This is a genomic window from Streptomyces sp. NPDC093598, assembly GCF_044764825.1.
Classification (GTDB): Bacteria; Actinomycetota; Actinomycetes; order Streptomycetales; family Streptomycetaceae; genus Streptomyces.
Genome location: NZ_JBIWIV010000025.1, coordinates 15842 through 30637, shown reverse-complemented (window position 1 = coordinate 30637; position 14796 = coordinate 15842). Strand labels below are relative to the sequence as shown.

The window sequence follows — 14796 nt, the reverse complement described above, 5'->3', positions numbered from 1 at the left end:
CGGACCCCGCCGGCGACGGGGATCGCTGAACGGCGCACCACGCACCGGGTTCCGCGGAGCGAGCAGGGCCCGCCCCGATGCGGATGGTGGGCGGGCCCTGCTCGTGCGCACCATTGTCGGGACCGTGCGACGGGCGGGCCACGCGTGAGATCCGCCGATGTGCGCGCGGCGCTCACACCCCGCGCGCACGGCGCACATCCCGCGCTTCCGGCGCCACCCCAGGGCGCTGCCGGACGCCGCACCGCACGGCCCGGTGCCGCTTCGCGCCGCCCGATGGCTCCATGGCGCCGCCCTCGCGTCACATGGCGCGGCCCGGCACGGGTACGCGGTGCGCATGAGCGACGAGACCGAAGAAGAGAACGACCGGACCCGGCAGGTGGAGAACGCCGAGGCGGAGCGGGCCGCCGCCCGTCCCTTCAGCTATCCGCACCCGGAGCGGCGCGCGGGCGTGCGCGCGACGCGGCACATCAGCCGTGAGCAGGCCGACGCGGACGGCGTCCCCGGCGTCCCGGGCGGCTACGGCACCACGAGCGGCGGCCAGGCGGGCGGCCGGAGTGCGCCGCGTCCCGGCGGGGAGGACACCGCCGAGGAGTCGGGCGTGACCGATGTCGCCGCGGGGCGGGAGCCCCGCCCCGACCGGGGAGGTGAAGGCTCGTAGGTACGTTCGTCACCGGCGCACGGAGCCGGGTGCGACCCCGGGTAGCACCCGTCGGCCTGCGGCGACGATACTGGCAGGCGCACGTACCCCCGCTCATAGATGGACCCATGCAGACCTCCCTCACCGTCCGCTCCATGACTCCCGCCACGGTGTGGCTGGCGCGCGGCCGCCACGCTCCGGGCTCCGCGCACGACGTTCTCCGGCGCTCCCTTCAGCAGCGCAAGGACAGTCAGGCCATCGACGACTTCCTGGAGTTGCCCGAAGGCGGGGCCGCCCCGGCGGAGCGGGTCTTCGAGGCGCGCTGGCGGGTCGGCGACGACGTGACCGTACGTGCCCGGCTGAGTGTGCGGACCGGCGCGGGTGACGGGCCCGGGCAGGAGTGGATTCTTGCCGCCGAGGCCGAGGAACCGTGGAACGACGCGTGGCCGTCCCCCGCCGCCCTGTTCTGGCCGGAGGAACCCGACACCGCCTGGGAGCAGGACGCCGCCACGCGGCTGGCCCTGGGGGAGATCAATCCGCTGCCCCAGGACGACAAGGAGATCCGCCGCCTGCTGAGAAACGCGGTGCGCGGCGGATGGCACATCCATGTGGTCGTCCACGAGGCGATGACCACCGACGACCGGGGGCGTACGCCGGTGGCACGGTGGCTGCCTCCGGGCCTGCGCCACCGTGTGGTGGAGCATCACGCCGCCCCGCAGCAGCTGCGCGGCCTGAACTGGGCCCTGCGGGACTCCGGTGTCCAGGTGCCGCGCGGTGGAGCGGTGGTACTGCCCGGCGTCCCCGCACCGGAGGGTTACGACGCGCAGGACTTCTCCGTGCGCGCGGTCTTCCTCGACGGCTCCGAGCCCGCCGATCTGGTCGACGCCGTGACGCGGTTCGCCGCTCTCCCGAGGCCCCTGCCCGACGGCGCCGAGGAGGCCCTCACCGCGCTGCGCGAGGACTGGCACCTGCTGACGCTCGAGGAGGAGCTGGAGCGCCAGCGCGCTCTGGTGGCCATGTACGCCGAGGCGCTGGAGGCCATGACGAAGTCCCGTGACCTGTACCGGGAGGCGGCCGAAAGCGCCCACGAGGCTCTGGTCGCCTATCAGGAGTCCGCGGGCACCGCTCCCGTCGGACCGCAGCCGTCCGGTCCGCCGGCCGCGTCCCCGCTCCAGCAGCTCACGCGGACGTTCGAACGCTTCAAGATCAAGCGTCCCGCGGCTCCGGCCGGTGACGAGGAGAGCGCCGCCGCCCAGCACGTGGCGTCGGAGCGGTAGGCACCTTCTTCGTGGGGCGTACGTGTCAGCCGTGCCCTCCTGGATACGCGGTCCCTACGGCATCACGGCTCGCCCGGGAAGGTCCTCCACGACATGGGCAACCACCAGCACCACTCGGAGACCACGCTCCGAGTCAACGGCAAACCCCACACGCTCACCCTCGACCACCGGCGGGTCCTGCTGGACCTCCTGCGGGAGGACCTCGACCTCACGGGCGCCAAGAAGGGCTGTGACCACGGCCAGTGCGGCGCCTGCACGGTGCTGGTGGACGGGCGGCGCGTCAACAGCTGTCTGCTGTTCGCGGTCGCCCTGGACGGCTGCGACGTCACCACCGTCGAGGGCCTGTCCGGCGACGGGGAGGAACCGCATCCGCTGCAACGGGCCTTCATGGAGCGTGACGCCTTCCAGTGCGGCTACTGCACCCCCGGCCAGATCTGCTCCGCCGCCGGCGCGCTCGCCGAGGCGGCGGCCGGTCACCCCTCGCACGTCACCGACCCTGCCGCCCCCTCGGGTGAGCCGGTGCCGCTGGACCGGGAGGAGATCCGGGAGCGGCTGAGCGGCAACCTGTGCCGATGCGGCGCGTATCCGCGGATCGCCGAGGCGGTCGAGGACGTGATCCCGTGAAGGAGTTCGCCTACGTCCGCGCCGGCAGCGTCGCGGAGGCGACCTCCGCGTACGCCTCCCACCCCGATGCCCGCTACCTCGGTGGCGGCACCAACCTCGTCGACCTGATGAAGCTCGGCGTCGAGACCCCCGCCGCCCTCATCGACGTCACCCGCCTGCCGCTGGACGAGGTCGAGGAACTGCCCGACGGCGCGCTGCGGATCGGGGCGACGGTCCGCAACAGCGACCTCGCCGCCCACCCCCTCGTCCGCGACCGGTACCCAGCGTTGTCACAGGCGGTGCTCGCGGGTGCCTCCGGGCAGTTGCGCAACGCGGCGACGACGGGCGGGAACCTGCTCCAGCGCACCCGGTGCCCGTACTTCCAGGATCTGTCGAAGCCCTGCAACAAGCGCGAGCCGGGCAGCGGCTGCGGCGCACGGGACGGCGTCCACCGTGATCACGCGGTGCTGGGGCACTCCGCGCACTGCATCGCCACCCATCCGTCGGACATGGCGGTGGCACTCGCCGCTCTGGACGGGCGTGTCGAGCTGCACGGGCCCGAGGGAGCCCGGAATGTCCCGGCGGCCGACTTCCACCGGCTGCCCGGGGACCGGCCCGAGCAGGACACCGAGATCCGCCCCGGCGAACTGGTCACCGGAGTGGTGCTGCCGGCCGCCACGGCCGGACTGCCGTCGGCGTACCGGAAGGCCCGCGACCGGGCCTCGTACGCCTTCGCGCTCGCGTCCGTCGCGGTCGTGCTGCGTCTTGAGGACGGGGTGATCGGCCTTGCGGGGCTCGCCTTCGGGGCCTTGGCGCACCGGCCCTGGCGGGCGCGGCGCGCGGAGCAGGCGCTGCTGGGCGCGGCTCCGACCCGCGCGGCGTTCGAGCACGCCGTGGAGCTGGAGCTGTCCGCCGCACAGCCGCTGCGCGACAACGCCTACAAGGTGCCCCTCGCCCGCAACCTCGCCGTGGACGTGCTGTCCCGGCTCACGGACACCGCGCTCACCAGGAGGGCCTCATGACCGGCAGTGTGGGCGCCCCCGCCGAGCGCCGGGAGGGACGCGAGAAGGTCAGCGGTACCGCCCGCTACGCCGCCGAGTTCCACTTCCCCGGCCGGGCCCAGGCCTGGCCGGTGCCGGCGCGTGTGGCCCGGGGCCGGGTGACCGGCGTCGACACGGCGGAGGCCCTGGCCGTGCCCGGCGTGATCGCCGTCCTCACCCACGAGAACGCGCCGCGTCTCGCGGAGCCGGACGATCCCACGCTCGCCGTGCTCCAGAACGCGCGGGTTCCGCACCGCGGCTGGTTCGTGGCCCTGGTGGTGGCCGAGACCCTGGAGGCGGCCCGGGCGGGTGCCGCCGCCGTCCGCGTCGCCTACGACGCCGAGGAGCACGACGTGGCCCTCACCGCCTCGCACCCGGGTGTGTATGTGCCCGAGGAGGCCAACGGCGGTCATCCGGCCGTACGTGAACAGGGCGACCCGGACGGGGCATTCGGTTCCTCGCCGGCCCGGGTGGACGTCGCGTACCGGGTGCCGCCGCTGCACAACCACCCCATGGAGCCGCACACCAGCACCGCCCGCTGGGAGGACGGCCGGCTCACCGTGCACACCTCCAGCCAGGGCACCAACACCGTACGGGCGGTGCTCGCCGGGCTGTTCGACATGCCACAGGAGCGGATCGTCGTCACCGCCGAGCACGTCGGCGGCGGCTTCGGGTCCAAGGGCACGCCACGGCCCGACGTGGTGCTCGCCGCCATGGCGGCACGCGAGACGGGACGGCCGGTGACGGTGGCCCTGCCGCGCCGCCACCTGCCCGCCGTCGTCGGGCATCGCGCCCCGACCCTCCACCGGCTGCGGCTCGCAGCCGATACGGACGGCCGCCTCGCGTCCCTCGTGCACGAGGTCACCACGCACACCTCCCGGATCAAGGAGTTCGTGGAGCAGGCGGCGGTACCCGCACGGGTGATGTACGCCGCGCCCCACAGCCGTACGGTGCACCGGGTGGCGGCACTGGACGTGCCTTCCCCGTCGTGGATGAGGGCGCCGGGCGAGGCGCCAGGCATGTACGCGCTGGAGTCGGCCATGGACGAGCTCGCCGGCGAACTCGGCATGGACCCGGTCGAGTTGCGTGTCCGCAACGAACCGGACGTCGAGCCCGACAGTGGCAAGCCGTTCAGCAGCAGGCATCTGGTCGAGTGTCTGCGCGAAGGCGCCCGGCGCTTCGGCTGGGACGGGCGCGATCCCCGTCCGGGCTCCCACCGGGAAGGACCCCTGCTGCTGGGAACGGGGGTGGCGGCGGCGACCTACCCGGTCATGGTGGGCCCCTCCACGGCGGCGGCCCGCGCGCTGCCCGACGGGACTTTTCTGGTGCGGATCAACGCCGCCGACATCGGGACCGGCGCGCGGACCGTACTGGCGCAGGTCGGCGCCGATGCCCTCGGGGCGCCGCTGGAGCGGGTGCGGGTCGAGGTCGGCAGCACGGAACTGCCGTCGGCGCCGCTGGCCGGCGGCTCGTCCGGCACCGCCTCCTGGGGCTGGGCGGTCCACGAGGCGTGTGCCCGGCTGGCCCGGCGGCTCGCCGAGCACACCGGGCCGCTGCCCGAGCAGGGCCTCGACGCCCGCGCCGACACCCAGGGCGTGGCGGACGCCGAGAGCGACTTCGCGCGGCACGCCTTCGGGGCGCACTTCGCCGAGGTCACCGTGGACACGGTCACCGGCGAGGTCCGGGTCGGCCGGCTTCTCGGGGTGTACGCGGCGGGCCGCATCCTCAACGCCCGTACCGCGCGCTCCCAGTTCGTCGGCGGCATGACGATGGGCCTGGGCATGGCGCTGACCGAGGGCAGCACCATGGACGCCGCGTTCGGTGACTTCACCGAGTCGGATCTGGCGTCCTACCACGTGCCCGTGCACGCCGACGTCGCCGAGATCGAGGCACACTGGCTCGACGAGGACGACTCCCGTCTCAACCCCATGGGCAGCAAGGGGATCGGGGAGATCGGCATCGTCGGGACGGCCGCCGCGATCGGCAACGCGGTGCACCACGCCACGGGCGTCCGATTCCGGGAACTCCCGCTCACGCCGGACCGGGTGCTGGCCGGGCTGCTCGATCGCCGGGCGCGGAAGGCGGTATGAGACAGGTCACTGCGGACCGGGCCGCCGCGGCTCCCGGTGCGTGGCTCGACGGGGGCCGTCCTGCGTCAGCACGGCCTCCCCGTCCGCGGGACCGATCCGGCGGGGTCATGAGGGGACCGGATCGGCAGGCGACAGCGGTGCGATCCGGTCCGGCCGAAAGGAACACTCCAGTCCTCATTCCGCCGTGCCGCGTGCCCCGGGCCCCGGTGCGGGCGCCCACTGTCGGGCGGCGATGGGCGCCAGCGCGTGGAAGACCAGCGCGACCAGGGCCAGCAGTGCGGCGCACACGGCGACTCCGGCGGCGAGCCACGGTGGTGCGAGCGCCAGGTCGACGGCTCGGGGCAGGGACGCCGACGGGAAGGAGCTTCCGTACGCCTGAGCCCCGGCCAGCACCGTGGGCACCAGTACCGCACCTGCCAGCACCAGGGCGACGGGGCGCAGGGCCAGGAGCAGCGCCAGCACCGTGCACAGCACCGACAGACCGAGGGCGACCGCGTGCAGACGCAGGGACGCGTCGCCGCGCTCCAGCGGGAAGTGGACCACGGCGCACACGACGAGGGCCATGGCGGCGAGCCAGCCCGACCAGGAGAGGGACTTGGCGAACCGGTCCGTCTCGTCCCGGTCCGCGTGCGGGTCGTCGAGGGTCCGGTGCGTCCGACGGGCCGAGACCGGGCGTGCCGCGCGGCGCTTGCTCTGACGGCCGGGCGTCTCGGGCTCCCTGGTGTCGCCCTCGGGTCGCGAAGGCCCCTTGGGGCGACGGCCGTTGCGGTCCAGCCGCTCCAGGCCGAGGCGGTCGATCAGCTCGACCAGCTCTCCGACGGACCGGCCGGTGGCGGCCGCGCGGAGGGCCTCCTCGCGGACGTGGGGCTCCTGCGGCTCCTTGTGCAGCAGGGTCACCAGCCGGGTCACTTCCTCCACCGGCCGGTGGGCGGCCGCGGCCCGGATCGCCTCGTCCGCGCTCTCGGCGTCCCGCGGGGGCTTGGTCAGCAGGGCGATCAGCCGGGACACGTCCTCCACCGACCGGCGCACCCCGGCGGTACGGAGCGCGTCGACCCTCGCCTGCGTGTGGTCGGGGGACTCCTCCAGCGAGGTGATGAGGTCGACGACCTCCTCCAGCGGCCGGTCTGCCACCGCGGCGTGCACCAGGTCGCTGACGGCGTCGCCGTACGGTGCGCCGGAGGCCGGACCGGTGCCGGGCCGGAGCTCCACCGGGTTGTCGTCGAGCGACCGGATGACGAACGGCCGCGCACCCGGCCGGCCGGCGTCGCCCGAGCCGGGCCCGTCGGGCGGATCGTCCTCGTCCGAACCGTGCTCAGCGGGCTGAACGGGCTCGCCCGGGCCGGCGGCGGACCTGGCGGTGTCGCCCGGGATCGAGCCGGCGGAGCGGGCGGACTCCGGTGCCTGGTCCGTCCGGTCCAGGACGGGTGCGACAGGCCGCGCGTCCGCGGGATCCAGCCAATCGTGAACGGGCGGAGGCGGCTGTGCGGCGGCCTGGTCCGAAGGGGGGTCGACTGACCGCTCGGCCGCCGTGTCCGCGGCGGGGGCCGCGGGCCACGCGGGCGCCTGCTCCGCCTGGTTCCAGCCCGGCTCGACGGGCCGGTCGGACGGCGTGTCCGCCTCGAACGGGCCCGGGGCTGCGGTACGGCCCGCCCGGTCCGGGTCCGGAGCCGCCGGCTGCGTTCCCGCCCCGGCCGCCGGGTGGGAGCCGAGGGCGACGGGCTCGGCGGCCACCCGGTCGGCCTGGTGAGAGCCGGCGGCGGACTCGGAGGGGCCCGTCCGGTACGTGTCGTAGGGGCCGGCGGCGGGCTGCGTGCTCGTCTGCTCCACCTGGTGCGTGCCGGTGGCGACCGTGGTCTCGGCGGACGGCTGGGCGGACCCGTTCGACTCGCTGGGTATGGCAGATTCGTTCGGGCGGGGTGATGAAGAGCAGGTGGTCATACTCGCCTCCAGGGGAAGAGTGCGGCCGCTCCTGCGCCCCCCGTCGTGTGACGAGCGACGTTACGCTGACCATTACTAGGCGCCTCCGTCACCCCGTGCCACTCGTGTGAGCCACCGGGATGACCACCCGCACGGGAAAATCCGCCGACTCGCCGACATGTCGGGCCCCGGCCGCAATACAGCCGCCGGAAAAGGGAATCCAGCTAAGGACACCCCGTGTCGCGACACGCCATGAGGAGGGCAACCCGTGGATACGACCACCAAGGTGATCATCCTGGCCGCGGTTGTCGCGGCCGTCGTCCTTTCCCTCGCCGTCGTCGTCCTCGTGCGGCTGGTGCGGACCCGGCGCGATCTGCGGCGCGCGGGACTGCCCACGGGCCCGCGCTGGGTCTTCTGGGGCGCACTGCTCTATTTCGTGCTGCCCACCGACCTGCTGCCCGACCCGGTCTACCTGGACGACATCGGTGTCCTGCTGCTCGCTCTGCGCACCGTCCGCGGCTCCCTCGGCGAACGGGAGCGCAGTACGGCACACCGGCCGGACCGGCAACCGGCTCGATGACTACGGAAAGTAAGGAAACCAACCACCCGTTCGATTCGTATAAGTCTCTGGAAGCCGAAACACGCCGGCGGACCGGGAGGCCGCGCCCCCGGACCGCCGTGTGATCGGCGCAGTACCGACGAGGGAGAGACGATGCAACCGTTCGCGCTCAACTACGCGCGCCCGGCAGTGGAGTTGGAAGCTGCCATTCCGTACGTGTACGACGCCGGACTGCAGTTGAACGTGCTCCGCGACGGCCGAGTCGCGGCTTGTGACTTCGCCCTGTTGAGAGAGTTCGGCACCACGACGTCCACCGCCGGCTCCAAGACGCACTTCGACGACTGACCGCGGGCCGCCGAAGATGACCGTACTGATCCTCACCTGTGAGGAGGACGTGACCGCGGACATGGTGGTGGTGCACCTGAACGCGACGGGGGTTCCGGTGGTCCGCGTCGATCCCGCCGATCTGACCGGTGGTGTCGCGCTCTCGGGGGAGTACGTGCACGGCCGGTTCCGCGGTCATCTGTCCGCCGGGGGGCGGCTGGTGAGCATCGGGGGGCTCCGGTCCGTGTGGGTGCGCCGGCCCGGCGTCCCGGCCGCGCGGGCGGCGCAACCGTCCACGTGGCTGACCGAGGAGGCCGCCCAGGCGCTCTACGGCATGCTGCGGGGCTCGGACGCGCGCTGGATGAACCACCCCGACGCCGCGCGCCGGGCCCGGCACAAGCCGTGGCAGCTGCGTCTGGCCCAGCGGTGTGGTCTGCCCGTGCCCGCGACGCTCATCACGACCTTCCCGCGCGCCGCCCGCGAGTTCGCCGAGCGCTACCCGGAACTGGTGGTCAAGCCGGTGTCGGGCGCGCATCCGCAGGACCCGCCCCGGGCGGTGCCGACCAGCCGGGTCGCTCCGGACACGGACTTCTCCGCCGTCGCGTTCGGGCCGACGCTGTTGCAGCGGCGGATCACCAAGCGGGCCGACATCCGGCTCACCGTCGTGGGCGAGCGGATGCTGGCCGCCCGCAAGGCGACCGCCGAGGACGCCGACCCGGACGAGGTCGACGTACGGTTCGCCGCGCCCGGCTCGCCGTGGCGCCCCGTCGATGTGCCGTCCTCCATCGCGCCGGGCGTGCTGTCCTACCTGCGAGAGGCGGAACTGGCGTACGGGGCCTTCGACTTCGTGGAGGACTCCGACGGGACGTGGTGGTTCCTGGAATGCAACCAGTCGGGGCAGTTCGGGTTCGTCGAGGTGGAGACGGGTCAGCCGATCGCCCGGAGCATCGCCGAGTGGCTGTGCCGGCCCCTTCCGGTCCAGCCGTCACATGTCATCGGCTGCGACACGCGAGTCCGTTGACCACCGGGCCCGGCACCGAGCGGGCCCGGGTCCGCCGTCCGTTCACTGGGGTCGCGGGCCGGGGAGCATGCCCGCGCGCTGCCAGCCGGCACCCGGCGAGTGCGGGCGGTCGTAGCCGAGGGACTGCGAGGGCCGCATGACCAGCTCCAGTTCCCTGCTCACACGTTCGGCCTCGCGGCGCACCTGTGCGGGTACATCGCCGCGCTCCGCGATGAGTCGGTCGTAGATGGGGGAATCCTGGAACACCCGTCAACGTGCCTTTCTGCTCGTCGGCCCCGTGCGGGGGCGAGACTGCGAGTGTAGGCCGCAGGGTGTCCCGGAGTGTGAATTCCTTGGGATGACTTGACGCAGACCGGACATCCATGACAGGGAAATGCGCCACACCCGCGACGCGCTTCCTCAGGCTCCCGTCGTGGAACCCGGCCGGACGATCATCAGCACGGTGACCGTCGCCCACAGCAGATTGAAGATGCCGGTGAACATGGCCAGTCGGGCGGTGCTCGCCCGGTCGACGTCCTGCTCGGCCTCCAACTGGTCGAGAAGTTCCTCCTGTCGGGGCAGGACGAAGGCGATCAGGACGCCGGCGGCCGCGGCGGTCAGGGCGATGGAGGTGACGAGCCATCCGCTGCCGAGGACGCCCATGGCGGCTGCGGTGGCGAACCCGAGGACCGGGACGGTCAGGGCGACCTTGGCGTAGACACGGCAGATGCGGTGCAGCAGCGCGACCGTGCCCACCCCCGTCGCATCGGGGGCGGCGCTGCGTGCGGCGGGCGGGAACATGCTGGCCGCAACGGTCACGGGACCGATGGCGACGATGGCGGCCAGGACATGGAGGGACAGCAGGAGCTTGGTCACCGGGACTCTTTCCAGGATGTGATCAACGGTGCCCACGCTAGGACGCCCCGCCGTGATCGCCCCAGCGGCTGAAACGACAGCTTCCAACGGGTTCTCGCCAACTCGCCTGACCTGCCCCCTCGCGCCGTCGGCCGCCCTGTTCCCCGCTTCTCCCGGCCGGCGGGAATGCGCCTAGGGTGGCGTTCATGCACTCCGTGGCGATCCTGGTTCTCGATCACGTGGTGCCGTTCGACATGGCGGCGCCCCAGCAGACGTTCGCCTGGACCCACCTGCCGGACGGGCGGCCCGCCTACCGGGTCCGGCTGTGCGCCGAGACGCCCGAGGTGCGTGCGGACGGCGGCTTCACCTTGCGGGTCGAGCGGGGGCTGGAAGCGCTGGCGGAGGCGGACACCGTCATCGTGCCGGGCTGCTCCCCCGACGCCGCGCCGCCGTCCGCCCGCGTGCTGGCGGCCCTGCGGGAGGCGGCCGAGGCCGGTACCCGGATCGCGTCGGTGTGCGTCGGCGCCTTCGTGCTGGCGGAGGCGGGGCTGCTGGACGGGCTGCGCGCCACCACGCACTGGGTGGCGGCCGGTGAGCTGGCCCGCCGCTTCCCACGGGTCGAGGTCGAGCCGGACGTGCTGTACGTCGACAACGGGCAGATCCTCACCTCGGCCGGGGCGGCCGCCGCGCTGGATCTGTGCCTGCACATGATCCGGCGGGACCTGGGGTCGGCCGTCGCCGCGAACATCGCCCGGATGTCGGTCATGCCGCTGGAACGGGAGGGCGGGCAGGCCCAGTTCATCGTGCACGAGCATCCGCCCGTGCCCCGGGGGTCGGCGCTCGAACCGGTGCTGGAGTGGATCGAGGACAACCTGGCGCACCAGGTGACGCTGGGCGCGCTGGCGGAGCGGGCGGGGATGAGCGAGCGGACCTTCAGCCGCCGCTTCCGTGAGCAGACCGGCAGCACGCCGCTGCAGTGGCTGCTGCGGGCGCGGGTGCGGCGCGCCCAGTACCTGCTGGAGAACTCCGACCACTCCGTCGAACGGATCGCGCGCCAGGCGGGGTTCGGCTCGCCGACCGCGTTCCGGGAGCGGTTCCGCAAGGTGGTGGGCACCACCCCGTACGCGTACCGCGCCGCGTTCCACGGGCGGAGGAACGCCTCGGCGGCCCCTTCCTAGGGGCCGCCGAGGCGCGATGCCCGGTCCGTGCCGGGCCTCTCGAACTGTCAGCCGACCAGCGTCAGGCCGTTCTCCCCGTCCGCGTCGGCGGCAGCGGGCCGCCCCTCGGTGAGCAGCAGGACGTCCGCCCTGGCGATGGCGTCGCTTATGTCGGACGTCCCCATCATCACGCACAGCGTGTAGCTGACGTCCTCCAGTTCGCGTGCCGCCGTCGGCACGTGCCTCTCCGACTGAGCGATCCTCAGCGACGCGTACCGCGTCAACAGCTCCCTGACGATCTTCCGGTCCGGTACGAGCACGTAGCGCCCCTCTCTCTGTTTCGCTGCGTATGCCCGAACCACGCGGAAACATTCACACGAATTTCTCACCTGGGGCGGATGTGACGAGAAATGATCGCATGCGACCGGTCTCGAAGTGAGCCGGCCGCTGTGCAGGGCCGTGTACGCCCCACCCTTGCGCAGGAGGTCCCGGTGCGTGCCGACCCTCGGTGGTGCTCCTCCTCGGTTGCCGGTGCGCAGGGCGAGCGCTTGCTCGTCGGCGGCATGAGACCCGGGGCGGCGCGCGGCCGTCCCCGGGTCTCGTGGTGCGCTCAGGCGGCGTCCAGCTCCGCCAGTTCCTGGGCGCTCAGGGCGAGGCCGGTGGCGGCGAGCGAGTCGCGGATGGTCTCGGGCCGGCTCGCACCCGGGATCGGGACGACCACCGGCGACTTGGCGAGCATCCAGGCCAGGCACACGCGCTGGGGGCTCACGCCGTGCGCCTCGGCGATACGGGCGAAGGGGGCGTGGCCCGAGCCCAGTTCGCCGGCCTTCGAGATCCCGCCGAGGGGGCTCCAGGGCAGGAAGGCGATGCCGAGTTCGTCGCACAGGCGCAGTTCCGGCTCACTGGAGCGGAAGGCCGGGGAGAACTGGTTCTGCACGGAGACCAGACGCCCGCCGAGGATCTCGTCGGCCTGCCGGATCTGCTCCGGGTTCGCGTTCGAGATGCCGGCCATGCGGATCTTGCCCTCGTCCAGCAGGTCCCGGATCGCGCCGACGGACTCGGCGTACGGGACGCGCGGGTCGGGGCGGTGGAACTGGTAGAGGCCGATGGCCTCGACGCCGAGCCGGCGCAGGGACTCCTCGCAGGCCGCCTTGAGATGGCGTGGACTGCCGTCGAGCGTCCAGCTGCCGTCGCCCGGGCGCAGGTGGCCGCCCTTGGTGGCGACCAGGACGTCACCGCCGCGGTCGTGGGAGGCGAGGGCCTTGGCGATCAGGGTCTCGTTGTGGCCGACCTCGTCGGCGTCGCGGTGGTAGGCGTCCGCGGTGTCGATCAGGGTCACACCGGCGTCGAGGGCGGCGTGGATGGTGGCGAGGGAGCGTGCCTCGTCCGGTCGTCCCTCGATGGACATGGGCATCGCGCCCAGGCCGATCGCGCTGACCTCGACGTCACCGATGCGGCGGCTGTGCATGGGTTCGTGACCTCTTCCGGCTGTCGGGCGATGGTGCACTCCAGCCTGGACGCCGCGCGGCCGGGGGTCCAATAGAAGAAGGAGAACGCATTCAGCACTCGGGCAACTGAATCGTGCCGGGCCCCCGGGCGCCCCCTTGTCACAGGGGGATGAAACCCCGCGCCGGAGGACTCAATTCCCCCACACAGACCGGCGATCGGTACGGCGCTCCCCCACCCCGCTGCCATATTCGAGGCCCACTTCGGAGGTGGTTGTGAGCACAGAGGTGACAGCATCCGGTCCGGGGGAGACGGCGACGCACACGCCCGGGGGCACCGCGGAGCGCGTCGCCGGCCTGGAGCACCGCCGGGAGCGTGCGGTGGCCCCGGACGGGCCGCGCAGACGCGGGGAGTTCTCGGCCCGGGAGCGGATCGAACGGCTCGTGGACAAGGACTCCTTCACCGAGACCGGCCTGTTCGTCCGGGCCCGGCCCTCCGGCCACGACGCCCGCCGCCCGTACGGCGACGGGGTGGTCACCGGGTACGGCACGGTCGACGGCCGCCCGGTGTGCGTGTTCGCCCAGGACTCCACGCTGTTCGGCGGCAGCATGGGCGAGGCCTTCGGTGAGAAGACCGTCGCCCTGATGGAACTGGCCCTGAAGACCGGCTGCCCGGTGATCGGTCTGAACGACTCCGGCGGGGCCCGGATCCAGGAGGGTGTCGCCGCCCTCGCCCTCTACGCCGAGCTGGTCCGGCGCAACGTCAAGGCGTCCGGGGTCATCCCGCAGATCTCGGTGGTCCTCGGCCCGTGCGCGGGCGGCGCCGCGTACTCGCCGGCGATCACCGACTTCACCGTGATGGTGGACGGCGCCTCGCACATGTTCGTCACCGGCCCCGACGTCATCGAGACGGTCACGGGCGAGCGCACCACCGCCGAGGAGCTGGGCGGCGCCCGCACCAGCAACACCGTCAACGGCAACGCCCACTTCCTGGCCGCCGACGAGGAGGACGCCCTCGACACCGTGCGCGACCTGCTGTCGTACCTGCCGGCCAACAACCTGGAACGGCCCCCGGAGTACGCCCCCGGGCACGCTCCGCCCGGGGCCGGGCTCGACGAGGTCGTCCCGGACCGGCTCGGCGAGGCCTACGACATGCGGGACATCCTGCACGCGGTCGTCGACGACGGTGAACTGCTGCCGGTGCAGGAGCTGTTCGCTCCGAACATCATCTGCGCCCTGGCCCGCGTCGAGGGCCGCTCGGTGGGTGTGGTCGCCAACCAGCCGCTGCACGCCGCCGGGGTTCTCGACATCGACGCGTCCGAGAAGGCCGCGCGGTTCGTCCGGTTCTGCGACGCGTTCGGCATCCCGCTGCTGACCTTCGCCGACGTGCCCGGATATCTGTCCGGGGTGCGGCAGGAGCAGGCCGGGATCATCCGGCGCGGCGCGAAACTGCTGTACGCCTACGCCGAGGCCACCGTCCCCAAGGTCACGGTCGTGGTGCGCAAGGCGTACGGCGGCGGCTACGCGGTGATGGGCTCCAAGCACCTGGGTGCCGACGTCAACCTCGCCTGGCCCACCGCCCGGATCGCCGTGATGGGCGCCGAGGGGGCCGTGGGCGTCCTGCACCGGCGTGAACTCGCCGCGTCCGACGACCCGGAGGCGCTGCGCGCCCGCCTCCTCGCCGCCTACGAGCGCACCCACGGCACTCCGTACCTCGCCGCCGAGCGCGGCTATGTCGACGCCGTCATCGCGCCGCGCGAGACCCGGGAGCAGGTCTGCCGCGCCCTGCGCGCACTGCGCGGCAAACGCGCCCCGATGCCGGAACGCCGGCACGGCAACATCCCCCTCTAGCCGCCCCCCTCTCTCCCTTTGCGACCCGTAGGCCGATCCGC

15 protein-coding genes are annotated in these 14796 nt (G+C 73.2%); 10 read left to right on the top strand and 5 right to left on the bottom strand.

All coding sequences use genetic code 11. The features are described 5' to 3' along the window. Window positions 1-334: 334 nt before the first annotated feature. The 5 genes from ACIRDU_RS37470 to ACIRDU_RS37450 all read left to right on the top strand — a co-directional run bounded on the left by ACIRDU_RS37470 (window position 335) and on the right by ACIRDU_RS37450 (window position 5647). On the top strand, window positions 335-658 hold the full coding sequence (locus ACIRDU_RS37470; protein WP_403588494.1) for a hypothetical protein: 324 nt from the start codon (window positions 335-337) through the stop codon (window positions 656-658). A 107-nt stretch (window positions 659-765) separates the two neighbouring features. Beyond that, the gene (locus ACIRDU_RS37465; protein WP_403588492.1) at window positions 766-1914 is read left to right on the top strand and encodes a hypothetical protein; all 1149 of its coding nucleotides are present in this window, start codon (window positions 766-768) and stop codon (window positions 1912-1914) included. 93 nt (window positions 1915-2007) lie between these two features. Further along, entirely contained in the window at window positions 2008-2538 is a 531-nt protein-coding gene (locus ACIRDU_RS37460) for a (2Fe-2S)-binding protein (RefSeq protein ID WP_403588490.1), read from the top strand. After that, a complete protein-coding gene (locus tag ACIRDU_RS37455; RefSeq protein WP_403588488.1) occupies window positions 2535-3539 on the top strand; it encodes an FAD binding domain-containing protein in 1005 nt (334 codons plus the stop codon). Before ACIRDU_RS37460 ends, ACIRDU_RS37455 begins: the two co-directional genes overlap by 4 nt. Beyond that, window positions 3536-5647, top strand: coding sequence for a xanthine dehydrogenase family protein molybdopterin-binding subunit (locus ACIRDU_RS37450; protein ID WP_403588486.1), 2112 nt, complete (start codon window positions 3536-3538; stop codon window positions 5645-5647). Before ACIRDU_RS37455 ends, ACIRDU_RS37450 begins: the two co-directional genes overlap by 4 nt. Window positions 5648-5821: 174 nt before the next feature. On the opposite strand, the gene ACIRDU_RS37445 is transcribed toward ACIRDU_RS37450, so the two are convergent. Further along, window positions 5822-7585: a hypothetical protein gene (locus ACIRDU_RS37445; protein WP_403588485.1), complete on the bottom strand. Its 1764-nt coding sequence runs from the start codon at window positions 7583-7585 to the stop codon at window positions 5822-5824. A 247-nt stretch (window positions 7586-7832) separates the two neighbouring features. On the opposite strand from ACIRDU_RS37445, the gene ACIRDU_RS37440 reads away from it, so the two are divergent. The 3 genes from ACIRDU_RS37440 to tgmB all read left to right on the top strand — a co-directional run bounded on the left by ACIRDU_RS37440 (window position 7833) and on the right by tgmB (window position 9468). Continuing rightward, complete coding sequence (locus ACIRDU_RS37440; RefSeq protein ID WP_403588483.1) at window positions 7833-8144, top strand: YkvA family protein; 312 nt, start codon at window positions 7833-7835, stop codon at window positions 8142-8144. A gap of 132 nt (window positions 8145-8276) precedes the next feature. After that, a complete protein-coding gene (gene tgmA / locus ACIRDU_RS37435; RefSeq protein ID WP_053673313.1) occupies window positions 8277-8468 on the top strand; it encodes a putative ATP-grasp-modified RiPP in 192 nt (63 codons plus the stop codon). 16 nt (window positions 8469-8484) lie between these two features. Further along, window positions 8485-9468: an ATP-grasp ribosomal peptide maturase gene (tgmB, locus tag ACIRDU_RS37430; RefSeq protein ID WP_403588481.1), complete on the top strand. Its 984-nt coding sequence runs from the start codon at window positions 8485-8487 to the stop codon at window positions 9466-9468. A gap of 42 nt (window positions 9469-9510) precedes the next feature. Here tgmB and ACIRDU_RS37425 read toward each other — a convergent pair whose 3' ends face one another. Beyond that, window positions 9511-9714, bottom strand: coding sequence for a hypothetical protein (locus ACIRDU_RS37425; RefSeq protein ID WP_031111422.1), 204 nt, complete (start codon window positions 9712-9714; stop codon window positions 9511-9513). 153 nt (window positions 9715-9867) lie between these two features. Further along, window positions 9868-10323: a DUF2269 family protein gene (locus ACIRDU_RS37420; RefSeq protein WP_403588479.1), complete on the bottom strand. Its 456-nt coding sequence runs from the start codon at window positions 10321-10323 to the stop codon at window positions 9868-9870. A gap of 185 nt (window positions 10324-10508) precedes the next feature. Between ACIRDU_RS37420 and ACIRDU_RS37415 the strand changes: the two genes are divergently transcribed. Next, on the top strand, window positions 10509-11480 hold the full coding sequence (locus ACIRDU_RS37415; RefSeq protein ID WP_403588477.1) for a GlxA family transcriptional regulator: 972 nt from the start codon (window positions 10509-10511) through the stop codon (window positions 11478-11480). A 47-nt stretch (window positions 11481-11527) separates the two neighbouring features. Here ACIRDU_RS37415 and ACIRDU_RS37410 read toward each other — a convergent pair whose 3' ends face one another. Together ACIRDU_RS37410 and ACIRDU_RS37405 are read right to left on the bottom strand one after the other, a co-directional pair. Beyond that, window positions 11528-11779, bottom strand: coding sequence for a DUF5133 domain-containing protein (locus tag ACIRDU_RS37410; RefSeq protein ID WP_403588475.1), 252 nt, complete (start codon window positions 11777-11779; stop codon window positions 11528-11530). Window positions 11780-12069: 290 nt separating this feature from the next. Further along, window positions 12070-12927 (bottom strand): aldo/keto reductase, encoded by an 858-nt coding sequence (locus tag ACIRDU_RS37405; protein WP_403588473.1) that lies wholly within the window; start codon window positions 12925-12927, stop codon window positions 12070-12072. Between the two features lie 265 nt (window positions 12928-13192). Between ACIRDU_RS37405 and ACIRDU_RS37400 the strand changes: the two genes are divergently transcribed. Continuing rightward, window positions 13193-14755, top strand: a complete 1563-nt coding sequence (locus ACIRDU_RS37400; protein ID WP_403588471.1) for an acyl-CoA carboxylase subunit beta — start codon at window positions 13193-13195, stop codon at window positions 14753-14755. Window positions 14756-14796: the final 41 nt, after the last annotated feature.

Excerpts from the sequence above, each read along its gene's own strand:
- ACIRDU_RS37470 (WP_403588494.1), top strand. The coding sequence starts at position 335 with ATGAGCGACGAGACCGAAGAAGAGAACGACCGGACCCGGCAGGTGGAG.
- ACIRDU_RS37465 (WP_403588492.1), top strand. The coding sequence starts at position 766 with ATGCAGACCTCCCTCACCGTCCGCTCCATGACTCCCGCCACGGTGTGG.
- ACIRDU_RS37460 (WP_403588490.1), top strand. The coding sequence starts at position 2,008 with ATGGGCAACCACCAGCACCACTCGGAGACCACGCTCCGAGTCAACGGC.
- ACIRDU_RS37450 (WP_403588486.1), top strand. The coding sequence starts at position 3,536 with ATGACCGGCAGTGTGGGCGCCCCCGCCGAGCGCCGGGAGGGACGCGAG.
- ACIRDU_RS37445 (WP_403588485.1), bottom strand. The coding sequence starts at position 7,585 with ATGACCACCTGCTCTTCATCACCCCGCCCGAACGAATCTGCCATACCC.
- tgmA (WP_053673313.1), top strand. The coding sequence starts at position 8,277 with ATGCAACCGTTCGCGCTCAACTACGCGCGCCCGGCAGTGGAGTTGGAA.
- tgmB (WP_403588481.1), top strand. The coding sequence starts at position 8,485 with ATGACCGTACTGATCCTCACCTGTGAGGAGGACGTGACCGCGGACATG.
- ACIRDU_RS37415 (WP_403588477.1), top strand. The coding sequence starts at position 10,509 with ATGCACTCCGTGGCGATCCTGGTTCTCGATCACGTGGTGCCGTTCGAC.
- ACIRDU_RS37405 (WP_403588473.1), bottom strand. The coding sequence starts at position 12,927 with ATGCACAGCCGCCGCATCGGTGACGTCGAGGTCAGCGCGATCGGCCTG.